This window comes from Pseudomonas sp. 9_2_1, assembly GCF_059295275.1.
The window spans coordinates 3,882,766-3,895,354 of record NZ_CM181239.1 but is presented as its reverse complement, the minus strand read 5'-3'; the positions used below and the strand labels follow the sequence as shown (position 1 = coordinate 3,895,354).

At 61.3% G+C, this 12,589-nt stretch carries 13 protein-coding genes and 1 pseudogene; 7 read left to right on the top strand and 7 right to left on the bottom strand.

The window, feature by feature from the left end; all coding sequences use genetic code 11:
• Positions 1 to 98: 98 nt before the first annotated feature.
• The 3 genes from AC5O5I_RS17610 to AC5O5I_RS17600 are packed head-to-tail and all read right to left on the bottom strand — an operon-like array spanning position 99 to position 2,739.
• Positions 99 to 680, bottom strand: a complete 582-nt coding sequence (locus AC5O5I_RS17610; RefSeq protein WP_172287321.1) for a TetR/AcrR family transcriptional regulator — start codon at positions 678 to 680, stop codon at positions 99 to 101.
• 12 nt (positions 681 to 692) lie between these two features.
• Positions 693 to 1,541, bottom strand: a complete 849-nt coding sequence (locus AC5O5I_RS17605) for a 3-hydroxybutyryl-CoA dehydrogenase (protein ID WP_494511234.1) — start codon at positions 1,539 to 1,541, stop codon at positions 693 to 695.
• Between the two features lie 13 nt (positions 1,542 to 1,554).
• Positions 1,555 to 2,739: an acetyl-CoA C-acyltransferase family protein gene (locus AC5O5I_RS17600; protein ID WP_494511233.1), complete on the bottom strand. Its 1,185-nt coding sequence runs from the start codon at positions 2,737 to 2,739 to the stop codon at positions 1,555 to 1,557.
• A 168-nt stretch (positions 2,740 to 2,907) separates the two neighbouring features.
• Between AC5O5I_RS17600 and AC5O5I_RS17595 the strand changes: the two genes are divergently transcribed.
• The gene (locus AC5O5I_RS17595; RefSeq protein ID WP_172224721.1) at positions 2,908 to 3,918 is read left to right on the top strand and encodes an AraC family transcriptional regulator; all 1,011 of its coding nucleotides are present in this window, start codon (positions 2,908 to 2,910) and stop codon (positions 3,916 to 3,918) included.
• Positions 3,919 to 3,937: 19 nt separating this feature from the next.
• On the opposite strand, the gene AC5O5I_RS17590 is transcribed toward AC5O5I_RS17595, so the two are convergent.
• A complete protein-coding gene (locus tag AC5O5I_RS17590) occupies positions 3,938 to 5,467 on the bottom strand; it encodes a catalase (protein WP_494511232.1) in 1,530 nt (509 codons plus the stop codon).
• Positions 5,468 to 5,573: 106 nt separating this feature from the next.
• Positions 5,574 to 6,011: a carboxymuconolactone decarboxylase family protein gene (locus AC5O5I_RS17585; RefSeq protein ID WP_172287320.1), complete on the bottom strand. Its 438-nt coding sequence runs from the start codon at positions 6,009 to 6,011 to the stop codon at positions 5,574 to 5,576.
• A gap of 119 nt (positions 6,012 to 6,130) precedes the next feature.
• Between AC5O5I_RS17585 and AC5O5I_RS17580 the strand changes: the two genes are divergently transcribed.
• Together AC5O5I_RS17580 and AC5O5I_RS17575 are read left to right on the top strand one after the other, a co-directional pair.
• Entirely contained in the window at positions 6,131 to 7,381 is a 1,251-nt protein-coding gene (locus tag AC5O5I_RS17580; protein WP_494510981.1) for an IS256 family transposase, read from the top strand.
• Positions 7,382 to 7,582: 201 nt separating this feature from the next.
• Positions 7,583 to 8,779: a CynX/NimT family MFS transporter gene (locus tag AC5O5I_RS17575; protein WP_494511231.1), complete on the top strand. Its 1,197-nt coding sequence runs from the start codon at positions 7,583 to 7,585 to the stop codon at positions 8,777 to 8,779.
• Here AC5O5I_RS17575 and AC5O5I_RS17570 read toward each other — a convergent pair.
• Together AC5O5I_RS17570 and AC5O5I_RS17565 are read right to left on the bottom strand one after the other, a co-directional pair.
• Positions 8,772 to 9,107, bottom strand: a pseudogene (locus tag AC5O5I_RS17570) (MocR-like pyridoxine biosynthesis transcription factor PdxR); the annotation flags it as partial. The gene AC5O5I_RS17575 and the pseudogene AC5O5I_RS17570 overlap by 8 nt on opposite strands.
• A gap of 346 nt (positions 9,108 to 9,453) precedes the next feature.
• On the bottom strand, positions 9,454 to 9,930 hold the full coding sequence (locus tag AC5O5I_RS17565) for a helix-turn-helix domain-containing protein (protein WP_070383727.1): 477 nt from the start codon (positions 9,928 to 9,930) through the stop codon (positions 9,454 to 9,456).
• A gap of 265 nt (positions 9,931 to 10,195) precedes the next feature.
• Between AC5O5I_RS17565 and AC5O5I_RS17560 the strand changes: the two genes are divergently transcribed.
• The 4 genes from AC5O5I_RS17560 to AC5O5I_RS17545 all read left to right on the top strand — a co-directional run bounded on the left by AC5O5I_RS17560 (position 10,196) and on the right by AC5O5I_RS17545 (position 12,585).
• Entirely contained in the window at positions 10,196 to 10,576 is a 381-nt protein-coding gene (locus AC5O5I_RS17560; protein WP_172830917.1) for a hypothetical protein, read from the top strand.
• A 233-nt stretch (positions 10,577 to 10,809) separates the two neighbouring features.
• Entirely contained in the window at positions 10,810 to 11,340 is a 531-nt protein-coding gene (locus AC5O5I_RS17555; RefSeq protein ID WP_237141845.1) for a hypothetical protein, read from the top strand.
• A 59-nt stretch (positions 11,341 to 11,399) separates the two neighbouring features.
• Positions 11,400 to 11,639 carry an antitoxin VbhA family protein gene (locus AC5O5I_RS17550; protein ID WP_070383730.1) on the top strand — a complete coding sequence of 80 codons (240 nt, stop codon included), beginning with the start codon at positions 11,400 to 11,402 and terminating at the stop codon, positions 11,637 to 11,639.
• 217 nt (positions 11,640 to 11,856) lie between these two features.
• Positions 11,857 to 12,585 (top strand): metallophosphoesterase family protein, encoded by a 729-nt coding sequence (locus tag AC5O5I_RS17545; protein WP_494511230.1) that lies wholly within the window; start codon positions 11,857 to 11,859, stop codon positions 12,583 to 12,585.
• Positions 12,586 to 12,589: the final 4 nt, after the last annotated feature.

Genomic DNA, 12,589 nt, shown 5'->3' with positions numbered 1-12,589 from the left:
TAGGCGCTGAATATGTCTAGGCGAACACTTGTCAGCCCTCAACCCTGCATCAGCAGCGGTCCGGCGATCCGATTTACCCGCGAAAAGACCGGAACAGGCTAGCCCAGGGTCCGCTCCAGCCCCCCCACCAGCATGCTCTCCATCAACCCCACCCCCTGCTCCTCGGGCAGTGCCCTGAACAACCCCGGCAACTGGTTCAGCAGCGTCGCCACCACATGCGCCGTGGCCACCCAGGCCTCGCCCTGCAATTTCGCCTGTGGCGCAATCAACCGCAGCAACCCCGCCTCATAACGCGCACGCAACAAGCCCAGGTGCGCCTGCTGAGCTTCGCTCAGGCAACAGAAGTCCCGCTCTGCCAGGCGAAACTGCAGCGGCCGCTCGGCATGCAACTGCCAGTGTGCGGCAATCAGGCAGCTCAACGCCGACGCCCCACGGGCCATGGCCCGACGGCCCTGGTCCAAGGTCGCCTGCAGTTCCTCGAACAATTCCTCGATCAGGTCGTACAGCAGGTCCTGCTTGCTCGGGAAGTGGTGGTACAGCGAGCCGGCGGTCAGCCCCACATGGGCCGCCAGCTCGCGCATGCTCACCTGGCCAAAGCCCTTTTCGGCGAATAGCGCCATGGCCCGGTCGCGTCGCTCCTCGAAGTTGGCACAGCGCATTGCGGCATTGACCGGCGGCATGGTGCCTGCTCCTCAATAGGTGAAGAAACCGCGGCCGCTCTTGCGCCCCAGCCAACCGGCCGCGACCATTTCCTTGAGCAGCGGGGCAGGGCGGTACTTGCTGTCGTTGAAGCCTTCATGGAAGGCCTCCATGATCGCCAGCAAGGTATCCAGGCCGATCAGGTCAGCCAGGGCCAGCGGGCCGATCGGCTGGTTGCAGCCCAGGCGCATGCCGGTGTCGATGTCCTCGGCACTGGCCAGGCCTTCCTGGCGCACGAAGATCGCTTCGTTGATCATCGGCACCAAGATGCGGTTGACCACGAAGCCTGGGCGGTTGCCTGCGGTGATCGGGGTCTTGCCGACTTTTTCGGTTACCAGCAGCGCCTGGGCGTAGGTGCTGTCGCTGGTCTGCAGGCCGCGAATGATCTCGACCAGCGCCATCATCGGCACCGGGTTGAAGAAGTGCACGCCAATGAAACGCTCGGGGTGCTCGATGCTGGCGGCCAGCTGGGTGACCGACAGCGACGACGTGTTGGTGGCGATCAGGCAGTCGGCGGCAACGTTGGCCGCCACCTGCTGCAGGATGCGCTGCTTGAGCTGCAGGTTCTCGCTGGCCGCTTCGATCACCAGCTGCGCGATGCCGAGCTGGGTGTAGTCGGTGCTGGTGCGGATCCTCGCCTTGGCCGCAGTGGCCTTGTCGGCGTCGAGCGTGCCTTTGTTGACCTGGCGCTCGAGGTTCTTGCTCAAGGTGGCCATGCCACGCTCCAGCGCTGCGTCGGACACATCCACCAGCAGCACCTGGTAGCCCGCTGCCGCGCAGACCTGGGCAATACCGTTGCCCATGGTGCCGGCGCCGATCACGGCGATCTGTTCAATGCTCATTTCTCAGGTTCCCTCAGACGCGCTCGAAGACCACGGCGATGCCTTGGCCGCCGCCGATGCACATGGTGGCCAGCGCGTAGCGGCCCTGGATGCGCTGCAGTTCATGGATGGCCTTGGTGGCGATGATCGCACCGGTGGCCCCCACCGGGTGGCCCAGGGAAATGCCCGAGCCGTTGGGGTTGACCTTTTCCGGGTCGAAGCCCAGTTCGCGGGCCACGGCGCAGGCCTGGGCGGCGAAGGCTTCGTTGGATTCGATCACGTCCAGGTCCTGCACCTTCAGGCCGGTCTTTTCCAGCACCTTGCGGGTGGCCGGGATCGGGCCCAGGCCCATCAGCTCGGGTTCGACCCCGGCATGCGCGTAGCCCACCAGGCGTGCCAGCGGCTTCAGGCCGAGCCGGCGTACCGCGTCACCCGTGGCCAGCACCAGGCCGGCCGCGCCATCGTTGATGCCGCTGGCGTTGCCGGCGGTGACGCTGCCGTCTTTCTTGAACACCGGCTTCATGCCGGCCAGTTGTTCGGCGGTCACATCGCCACGCACATGCTCGTCGACACTGAACTGCACGCTGCCCTTGCGGGTTTTCAGCTCCACGGGGACGATCTGGCTGGCGAAACGGCCTTCGGCGATGGCCCGGGCGGCCCGTTGCTGGCTGCTCAGGGCCAGTTCGTCCTGCATCGCGCGGGTAATGCCATGCTTGGCCGCCACGTTTTCGGCGGTGATGCCCATGTGGAAGTGTTCGAACGGGTCATGCAGGACGCCGACGGTGTAGTCGATGCCTTGCAGGTCACCCATGCGTGCGCCCCAGCGCGCCTGCGGCAGCAGGTAGGGGCCACGGCTCATGGATTCGGCGCCGGCCGCCACGGCCACGTTGGTATCACCCAGCAGCAGGCCCTGGGCGGCCGAGACGATGGCTTGCAGGCCCGAGCCGCACAGGCGGTTGACGTTGAAAGCGGGGGTTTCCTTGGGGATGCCGGCGTTCATCGCCGCTACCCGGGCCAGGTAGGCGTCCCGTGGCTCGGTCGGGATCACCGTGCCCATTACCAGGTGGCCGACCTGCTCGGCGGCCACGCCCGAGCGCTCGATGGCGGCACGGGTAATGGTGCTGGCCAGGTCGGCCAGGGGCAGGTCCTTGAGAGAACCGCCAAAGCCACCAATGGCTGAACGGACGGCACTGACGACATAGATTTCTGGGCTGCTCATGGAGGCTCCGATTGCGAAGGCATGGCGGGACCGGGGCAGGCTCTGCGAGAATGGCCGGCGGTCCCGGAGTGGGATCGAGTCTAGGCAAAGGCTCTGTTGCAGCCTATGCCGGAACTGTTCAAACAACCTGGCACTTTTTGCCACTCAGCATAGACAGCGAAAACCGCCATGCGCGATAGCGATTCGGTCGCCGTGTACTTCCTCAATGCCATGCTCCATGCCCTGCGCGACAGCCCTGGCGAGCGTGATGCCCAGTTGCGCGCGGTGGGCATCGACCCGCAACTGCTCGAGCAGCCCCAGGCACGGGTGCCGGCGAAGGCGTTCGCCGCACTGTGGCTGGCGCTGATCCAACGCCTGGACGACGAGTTTTTCCGCCTCGACAGCCATGGCATGCCGCTGGGCAGTTTTGCCCTGATCTGCCGCGGCCTGATCCTCGAGCCGAACCTGGAAAAGGCCCTGCGCCAGTGCATGGGCGGTTTCAGCCTGTTCCTGCGTGACCTGCGTGGCAACCTGACGCTGCGCGGCGGGCGCGCGCTGATCAGTGTGCAGTCGAGTATTGCCGACCCACTGACCCGGGTGTACGCCGAGGAAACCTACCTGGTGCTGATGATCGGCATGCTTTGCTGGCTGGCCGGGCGGCGCATCGCCATCGACCGCACCGAGCTGGCAGTGTCTCGCCCGGCCCAGGAAGACGACCTGCTGTTGTGGGGGCCGGACCTGCGTCTGGGCAGCGGGCGCACCGAGGTAGAGTTCGACAGTGCTTACCTGCGCTTGCCAGTGGTGCAGGACGTGGCGGCCCTGAAAACCTTTCTGCGCAGTGCACCGCAGGGGCTGGTGATCCGTTTTCGCAACCAGAACGGGCTGGTAGCCCAGGTATACCGGCACTTGCGGGCCCGGCGCTACGGGCAGTGGCCGACGCTGGCGGCGCTGGCGCAGCAGCAAGGGATCAGCGCCAGTACCTTCCGCCGGCAGCTGGAGCGGGAAGGGCGGTCTTACCAGCAGATCAAGGATGAGGTGCGCCGGGCGATGGCCTTCGAGCATTTGCGCGAAGGCGTACTGAGCGTTGCCGAGATTGCCGAGCAGGCCGGTTTCCAGGAGCCCAGTGCCTTCCACCGGGCATTCAAGAAATGGACCGGGCAGAGCCCGGGGAGCTATCGCGCCAGGCTGGCCGGGCGATAGCTGGCAACCTGCGCCACCTTCAGTCCTGCAGATCCGCCGCCAGTGCCTTGACCCGGGTCAGGTCGCCCTTGGCGATTTTTGCCACTCTGCTGCCGTACTCGGCATCGGCCTTGTACAAGAACGACAGGATGATGTGCTTGCTCTGGTCATCTGCGACGGACAGTGACTGACCGAAACTGTTGACCAGGTCACGCTGCTCGTTTTTCGAAAAGGCGCGGTAGAGGTCGCCTGCCTGCTTGAAGTTCTGTTCCCTGGCGATGCCTTGTTGCTGGGTGGTATCGCTCAAGGTCAGCTGGCTGTAGCGCGCCGACTCGGTGCTGCTGCGTGGCTGCAGGCGGCTGGGTTCGTAGTTGACCATGCCTTGGGTGCGGCCGGGATTGAGCAGGCCATCCTGGTTGCCATTGTTGACCGCAGCCCGCGGCTGGTTGATGGGCAGGCTGCCAGCGTTGGCGCCGATCCGGTACATCTGGGTGTCGGCATAAGAAAACAGCCGGCCTTGCAGCAGTCGGTCCTCGGAAGGCTCGATACCGGCGATCAGGTTGGAAGGGGCGAGGGCGACTTGTTCGGTTTCCTGGAAGAAGTTGTCGACATTGCGGTTGAGCACCATCTGCCCGACCCGCCGCTCAGGCACATCCGGCCAGACCTTGGTAGCGTCCAGCGGATCGAAATCGAAGCTTGCCAGCTGCTCGGGGCGCAGGGTCTGGATATACAGGTCCCACTTGGGGTGTTCACCACGCGCGATGGTACTTACCAGGTCTTCGGTCATGTGGCTGAAATGCTTGCCCTGGATCTGCTCAACGGCCTTGGGGTCGAGGTTTTCCTGGCCTTGCAGGCTTTTCCAGCGGAACTTCACATAGGTTGCTTCGCCCTTGGCATTGACGAACTTGTAGGCATGCACGCTGTTGCCGTCCATGTGCCGATAGCTTTTGGGCGTGCCTTGGTTGGAGTACAGCAGGGTCAGGGTGCGGGTGGCCTCCGGCATGTGCGACAACAGGTCGAAGCGCCGGGCGTCATTGCCCAGGTTGTTGCGCGGGTCGGGCTTGAAGGCATGCACCATGTCCGGGAACTTGATGGCGTCACGGATGAAGAACGTGGGGAAGTTGTTGCCGACCAGGTCCCAGTTGCCGGTGCTGGTGTAGAAACGCGTGGCAAAGCCGCGCGGGTCACGCAGCGTCTCCGGCGAGTGCAGCCCGTGCACCACCGAGGAGAAACGCACGAATACCGGGGTCTGTTCGCCGGGGGTGAAGAGCGGGGCCAAGGTCAATCCGGACAGGTCTTCGGAGGCCGTAAACAGGCCGTGGGCACCCGTGCCACGGGCATGTACCACGCGCTCGGGGACACGCTCGCGGTCAAACCGCTGGAGTTTCTGGACCAGTTGCACATCCTGCAGCAATACCGGGCCAGTGGCACCGGCGGTTTGCGAATGCTGGTTGTCACCAACGGCAGCGCCGTTGTCACGGGTCAGCGGCGCGGCCAGCAGGGTTGGGCTGGCCAGCAGGGTTGCGCATAGAAGGGCCAACGCAGAGCGGGTGGGGTGACTTGCAGGCATTGGAGGGCACTCACGGGATGATGGGAGTGCCGATCCTAGTGACGCCGCTGCTGCCGCGCAGTCAGGGCGCTCACCTCATGCTGTATGAAAACTCACCATCCGTGCTTCAGGCGGGGACCATGGCAAAGCCCACGCCGAAGCGGTTCCAGGCATTGATGGTGGCAATCGCCAAGGTCAGGTTGGCCACCTCGGCCGGTTCGAAATGTTCCTGCAGCGCTTCATACTGACCCTGCGGCGCGCCATGCTCCGGCAGGCGGGTCAGGCTCTCGACCCAGGCCAGCGCGGCGCGTTCACGCGGGGTGAAGTAGGCGGTTTCCTGCCACACGCACAAGGTTTGCAGGCGGGCTTCGGTCTCACCGGCCTTGCGTGCATCGTTGGCGTGCAGGTTGACGCAGTAGGCGCAGCCATTGATCTGTGACGCACGCAGGCGCACCAGCTCCAGCAGCGAGTTCTCCAGGCCGCTCTTGGCCAACGCCTGCTCCAGGCCGACCATGGCTTTGTAGGCTTCGGGGGCGTGCTTGGCCCATTCGATACGGTTGTGCATGGCTGTCTCCAAAGGGTGTGGGATGGGATGGGGTTACTGTAATGCCGCCCGTTGGTCACCCCGATAGGAGGGTGTCAGAAATTTTGTGTTCGGGCATAACATGAGTAAGAGGTGCATGTATGCCAACCAAAAAAAAACCGCTCCGAGAGTTACCAAAGGTTCCGCAAGAGCTGCTGGAACAGTTTTCCGCTGTTCCGCTGATGACCGCAGAAGCCATCGAAGAGGCCTCTGCGGCATTCAAGAAGGCGCTGATAGAGCGAGCCTTGAATGCCGAACTGGGTCATCACCTGGGCTATCCACCGGGCGCGCAGCGCCCGGAGGATGAAACAAACCAGCGAAATGGGAAGAGCGGCAAAACGGTACTCACTGGTGATGGCCCGCTAAGGCTGGATATCCCTCGTGACCGGGATGGCAGCTTTTCGCCCATTTTGATCCCCAAACATGAGCGCCGTTACACCGGTTTTGACGACAAGATCATCGCCATGTATGCCCGCGGTATGACGGTCAGAGAAATCCGTGCCTTTCTCTCCGAGCAGTATGGAACAGAGGTCTCGCCCGACTTCATCAGTTCCGTGACCGACGAGGTCATGGAGGAGATTGGCGCGTGGCAACAGCGGCCTCTGGAACCGATGTATCCGGTCATTTTCTTTGATGCTCTGCGGGTCAAAATTCGCGAAGAAGGCTTGGTTCGCAATAAAGCGATCTACTTGGCACTGGGCGTTTTGCCAGATGGAACGCGCGATATTCTTGGCATCTGGATTGAGAACACCGAAGGTGCGAAGTTCTGGATGAAGGTGTTCAATGACCTCAGGACGCGCGGCGTCGAGGATGTGCTGATTGCCGTAACCGACGGCCTCAAAGGCATGCCGGAAGCGCTCAGTGCAGTATTTCCGGAGACGACACTGCAGACCTGCATCGTCCACCTGATCCGCAACAGCCTCGCTTATGCGGCCTGGGACAAGCGTCGAGCCTTGGCCAAGGCTCTCAAACCGATCTATCAGGCCATCAACGCCCAGGCGGCTGAACAGGCACTGGATGAGTTTGAAAGCGGGCCTTGGGGCACGCAATATCCAACAGTGGTGACTGCCTGGCGACGGGCGTGGGATCGAGTGATTCCGTTCTTTGCTTTCCCACCGGCCATCCGGAAGGTGATCTACACCACCAATGCCATCGAGAGTATCAACGCTCAGCTACGCAAGATCATCAAAACCCGCGGTCACTTCCCGAACGACGACGCGGCGACCAAACTGATCTGGCTGGGGCTGCGCAACATCACAGCGAACTGGGGGTCAGCGGCGCATGACTGGAAAAGTGCGATGAATCAATTTGCGATTCTGTACGGAGATCGGTTCATCAGGCCAACCTGGTGAAATCAAGGCCTGCCGTGCGGCAGGCCGTTACCGGCCCGCACACAAAAAACCTGACACTCCCCCCGATAGCCAATCGCGCACATAAGCGGGAGGCCAATCGTGCATTCAGCTGCCCACTGCCACGCATCCAATCTCTTCATTTCTGCACGGCTCGCCAAGCCCGGATAATGGCCAGGTCCTGACACAGAGAACCGATTCACAATGAGAGCTGCATTGAACCTGTTGCTGGTGATCCTGCTGGCGCTGAACTTGCGGCCGATCCTGACCAGCATCGGCCCGTTACTCGAACCCATGCGCGCCAGCACCGGCCTGGGTTACCAGCAGGCGGCCTTGCTGACGGCGCTGCCGGTCTTGTGCATGGGCCTGGTGCCCTTGCTGCAACCCTGGCTGCGGCGCTGGATCAGCGAGCATGGCGGCATGCTGGGCGGCCTGGCCGCGATTGCCCTGGCCTGCCTGTGGCGGCTGCAGCTGGACAGCGCGTGGGCGCTGATCGCCAGCGCAGTAGTTGCCGGCCTGGGCGTGGCGCTGGTCCAGGGCATGATGCCCGGGCTGGTCAACCGCTGGTTCCCGGCGCGTCTGGCAGGGGCGATGGGCCTGTATTCGGCGGCATTGATGAGCGGCGGCGGCCTGGCTGCCGTCTTGGGCCCACATATCAGCGGCTACTTTGGCCACTGGCAGGTCGGCCTGGGCCTTTGGGCGATCCCGGCGCTGCTGGCGGTGCTCGCCTGGGCCGTGCTGCGGCCCCGGCAGCAACCGCCAAAGCTGGCCGGCGCCGCTGACGGGCACTGGTTCGGCACCCGCCGGGCCTGGTTGCTGGCCCTGTACTTCGGCCTGATCAACGGCGGCTACACCAGCATGGTGGCCTGGTTGCCGGCCTATCACATCGAGCACGGCGGCAGCGCCCAGGGTGGCGCCGACCTGGTGGGCCTGATGACGATCTTCCAGGTGGCCGGTGCACTGGGCCTGCCGCTGTTGCTGCGGCGCTGGACCGACCGTCGTCCCGGCCTGTGGCTGGCGCTGGCGATCCAGCTGGCGGGCTTCCTCGGCTTGCTGCTGGCGCCGACCCAGGCGCAAGGGTTGTGGGTGGCGATGATCGGTTTTGGCCTGGGCGCCTGCTTCAGCCAGAGCCTGACGCTGACCCTGGAGCATCTGAAAACACCTGCCCAGGCCGGTAGCCTGGCGGCGTTCGTGCAGGGCATCGGTTTCATCATCACCGGCATCGTGCCGTACATCACCGGTTGGCTGCGTGACGTGAGTGGTGACTTCCAGGCGTCGTGGGCACTGCTGACCGTGACAGTGCTGGCGATGCTGCTGGTGACCGCGTGCTTCAACCCGCGCGGCTATGCGGCGGCCATCGCACGCCCGGCCGTGATGGGCAAGGCCGCACCGGTCAGCTGAGGCGTTGCAGGGTGTCGCGCACCCGGTCCAGCGCCGGGTCGATGTCCAGCAACTCGATGGCGCCGAAGCCCAGCAGCAACCCTGGGCGCACCGGCGCTTCGCTGTAGAACGGCGCCAGCGAGTACAGGCCGACCTCCACCTTGCGCGCAAGGTTGGCCAGCAGTTCGACATCGACCCCAGGTTTGGCCAGGGCGCTGAGGTGGAAACCGGCGCTGGCCGGGATGGGGCTGAACCAGGCAGACAAGTCCCCACCCAGGCGCGCCAGGATGCGGTCGCGGCGGGCGCTGTAGACCTCGTGGCAACGACGAATGTGTTTGTTCAGGTGGCCTAGCCTTTACTCTATATATAGAGTGAGTACGGACAGCGCCCTGGCCCAGTAAAACCGGGTTTTTGGTTCATGGAAGCTTGTCCGTATGGCTGACGGAGGAAATGGACAGCTCGGATTTCGGGCGTGTGAAGCACTTTAGCGCAGGGGCATCTAGAGCTTCCTGCGAGCTTGCTGTCGAAAGCCAAGGAGCTCCCATAGGCGCACCCATGCTCATGATTATTTAGAAAACCTGGATGGGCTCAGTTTTCTTTTGCATCTCAGTTGCCTACGCAGACCCACCTGAGAAGGGTTTGGGTCAGCTCGGGTGGAAATGCGGCAGGCTTGAATAGGCATGTCCAGCTGCCTATCAGAATGATTCTAAAGATTTCCAGATTCTTCCCACAGTAGAGCGAGACAGGCCCAAGGTTTCGTAGATTTCCTTCTGGGTTTTCCCCTCTGCCTTCAATGATTTCACTGCATCGATTGTCTCTTGCGAGTGCCGCTTTCCGGCTCGTTCAGGTATCAGCTGCCCGTCGACGATATGGTTGGATATCTTTGCAACCACACCTGAATTTTCTAGGACTCTAAGCTCCTTTGCCAGGATCTTCAAAAGCTCAGAGGGCGCAATTCCATCATCAGTGCTCTCGGCCAAAATTTGTAGCGTTAACGGATGTATCTCTAATCCGTCGGCAACCTTTTGCAGGGTCTCAATGGTCACGCCGGTCTTTGCATTTTCGAGATTGAAAAGCGTGCGAGTTTCGACAGCCGGGACTGCCTCCCTTGTCAGGCCTCGGTCGGCTCTGATCGAGCGCAGAACTGCCGCGAGGGCTTCCCTCGTGAGCATTGTGCATCCTCAAATCCGAGAATACAGCCACATTGATCAATCTCGCGCCATGACTTATATTTCCGTATCTGACGCATTTGCGTGCTGGTACTCATGTCGCATCTAGAGATTCACAAGGGGGCATTGCCCCGATTTGCAGATGGCAGGGTACCCAGCGTGAACGATTCCCCTGAATTGACGAGGCCCGGTGTGCCCGGATTCAGGTGGTTGTCGGTTCGTACTTGATCCTTGCCGGTGCGAGGGTTGTGGAAAAGGGTGAGGGCGAGTGTTTGTAACGTACGGAAATGAGCTTCAAGGGCAGTTCAACGCGCCGGATGGTAGCCGGATGCTTTGGAAGTCGGTGGATGTGAGCCTGCGCGCTTACTCCTTCCTCGTGGAGGGTATGGGTCTGCAAGATGGTCGTTTCGGGCTGGTTGCTCACTTGGTCGACGATGTCCCCACGCTCCAGATGATGCAATCCGCAGAGACAATCAACCTGTTGAATGTCAGCAAGATCCATTTGATCACGCCTCCTTCCAGAAACGATCACGGCAAGTACTCCATGGAGGTTCTCGCTGAAATTCGAGTCGTTGCCGGTACCGAGGAGAAGCCAGTCTATGAATTTTTGACTGAGGATGGGCGGCTCTATACCAGCGCTCAGATGTAAGCATTGGAGATTTCGTATGACAATCCCTTCGTGTTTGAGACCAACATCACCTTCTGCCTAATGCTAGGTGATGTTCTTAGTAAGCAAGCGGCACTGAGTACCGTTATCTCGTTTCGCGCGTAGCTGTTTCAGCACCTTCAAGCATGCCTCCGTTCAGGTGGTGCGGTTGACTGTGCGCTCAATAATTGCAGGAGCACATTTTGATTAAATTTGATTGCAGACAGGTCACTGGAGTGATCGAGAAGGTTCGTGTCACCGCTACCGAGCAGGGTACTGTAACTGCTCACGTGGTCATTGATGGCCAGGTGCTGCCGAATATGCTTTTGCCAGGGAAGGTCTATGAAGAGATGGAGCCAGGGCAGCGCGTGACCCTGTACGGCTTCTTCACTAAGAAGAAGGACAAGATGCAGAACAAGGCCACTATCTACGCCATGAAGGGCGAGAGTGGGCTGCTTATCGCGGCAAAGGAGCTTCAGTTCAAGGTACCAATCTTGATCATGGTTTCCGCGATTCCTCTGATGATTCTCACCTTCGTTATTGGCTGCTTCGCGTCTCCATATCTGATCTATCTGGTGACGGGTAGCGAGGATCCGGATTACCTGGTGCCCACTACCTTCATCTGGGCGTTCTGGGAGGGCATCGCTGCAGGCGTGTTCATGCTCGGGTGCGCGATCAACTTCCTCAAAAAGAGCAACGACCTTGAGAGCTGGGCGCCAATCGGTGTCGCTGAGCTTTCTCAGCGTTTCAGCAAAGCCCTCAAGTAAGGCTTGATAGCCGGGCTTCCATTCTGATGGAGGCTTTGGCTAGCCGACGTGGAGCTGCCATGAACATTGATGAGATCGAGCGCGAGCGCCGGCGGGATGCTGTGGCAGCAGAAATCGCGTGTCTAGCTCTGGATGGAGGGAAGCTTGCCGCTGAACGCTTGGCTCGATTGCAGGATTATATAGATGGCCAAGTTACCCTTGAAGAGCTTAGGGCAGAGCTGATTGAAAGTATGCGACACGATAGGTGGGGTATCGCAGAGGAGGACGAAATGCGCCTAGCCTGGGATGACTCGGAGTGACTTGAATCTGCGAGCGCTAGCCGGCTAAAGCCGAAGGAGCGAGCTTTCTCCGGCGGCCCCACTTGGACTTCTCATCTGGAAGCTCCCATCAGATGCCTGGCCACAGCCGCGGCTCTCATCGAGCGCTTTACTAAACCCTCAAGCAGTTATCAGTAGCCGGGTCTCTGCGGAGTCACCGGAGAGACGATCAGCCCTCGGATAGGAGTCTGCTGACTCGATGAAAATTTTGATCTATTCAGATCTGCACTTGGAGTTCGCGGACTTCCAGCCACCTGCGACAGGTGCCGATCTGGTTGTCCTGGCCGGCGACATCTCTGTGCGTGGGCGGGGAGTGGCATGGGCGAACGACACCTTCGAATGCCCTGTGATCTACGTCTGCGGGAACCATGAGTTCTACAAGGGACACATCGATCGGACGCTCACCAAAATGCGTGACGCCGCTGCTGAGCACGTGCACGTCCTGGATAACCAAATCCTTATCATCGGTAATACGCGCTTCCTGGTCGCGACAGCCTGGACGGATTACACCGCCACTGGCGACTACAAGGCTGCGATGAGGGTGTGTGCCGAGTGGATGACTGACTTCAAGCGGATCCGGATCGGGGAGGGGTACAGCAAACTTCGGCCCGTAGATCTCATCGCTCGGAACATCGCTACTCGAGAGTTTCTGGCCACAGAGCTGGCGAAGGACTTCGACGGTAAGACCGTAGTGATCACCCATCATTGCCCCATTCAAGATGCCGCCGGCGATGGTCATGAAGGTCATCTTGGCGCGGCGTACTTCAACCAGTGGCATGACCTGGTCGCTCAGGCTGATGTCTGGGTTTTTGGTCACACGCATCACGCGGTCGACACGGTCATTTCCGGCTGCCGACTCGTATCGAACCCTCGAGGGTATCCGGGCGAGCGCACCGGCTTTTCGGCGGATTTCACCATCGAGATTTAAATTG

Coding starts and splice junctions, on each gene's coding strand:
- AC5O5I_RS17610 (WP_172287321.1), bottom strand. CDS start 680: ATGCCGCCGGTCAATGCCGCAATGCGCTGTGCCAACTTCGAGGAGCGA.
- AC5O5I_RS17605 (WP_494511234.1), bottom strand. CDS start 1,541: ATGAGCATTGAACAGATCGCCGTGATCGGCGCCGGCACCATGGGCAAC.
- AC5O5I_RS17600 (WP_494511233.1), bottom strand. CDS start 2,739: ATGAGCAGCCCAGAAATCTATGTCGTCAGTGCCGTCCGTTCAGCCATT.
- AC5O5I_RS17595 (WP_172224721.1), top strand. CDS start 2,908: ATGCGCGATAGCGATTCGGTCGCCGTGTACTTCCTCAATGCCATGCTC.
- AC5O5I_RS17590 (WP_494511232.1), bottom strand. CDS start 5,467: ATGCCTGCAAGTCACCCCACCCGCTCTGCGTTGGCCCTTCTATGCGCA.
- AC5O5I_RS17585 (WP_172287320.1), bottom strand. CDS start 6,011: ATGCACAACCGTATCGAATGGGCCAAGCACGCCCCCGAAGCCTACAAA.
- AC5O5I_RS17580 (WP_494510981.1), top strand. CDS start 6,131: ATGCCAACCAAAAAAAAACCGCTCCGAGAGTTACCAAAGGTTCCGCAA.
- AC5O5I_RS17575 (WP_494511231.1), top strand. CDS start 7,583: ATGAGAGCTGCATTGAACCTGTTGCTGGTGATCCTGCTGGCGCTGAAC.
- AC5O5I_RS17565 (WP_070383727.1), bottom strand. CDS start 9,930: ATGCTCACGAGGGAAGCCCTCGCGGCAGTTCTGCGCTCGATCAGAGCC.
- AC5O5I_RS17550 (WP_070383730.1), top strand. CDS start 11,400: ATGAACATTGATGAGATCGAGCGCGAGCGCCGGCGGGATGCTGTGGCA.
- AC5O5I_RS17545 (WP_494511230.1), top strand. CDS start 11,857: ATGAAAATTTTGATCTATTCAGATCTGCACTTGGAGTTCGCGGACTTC.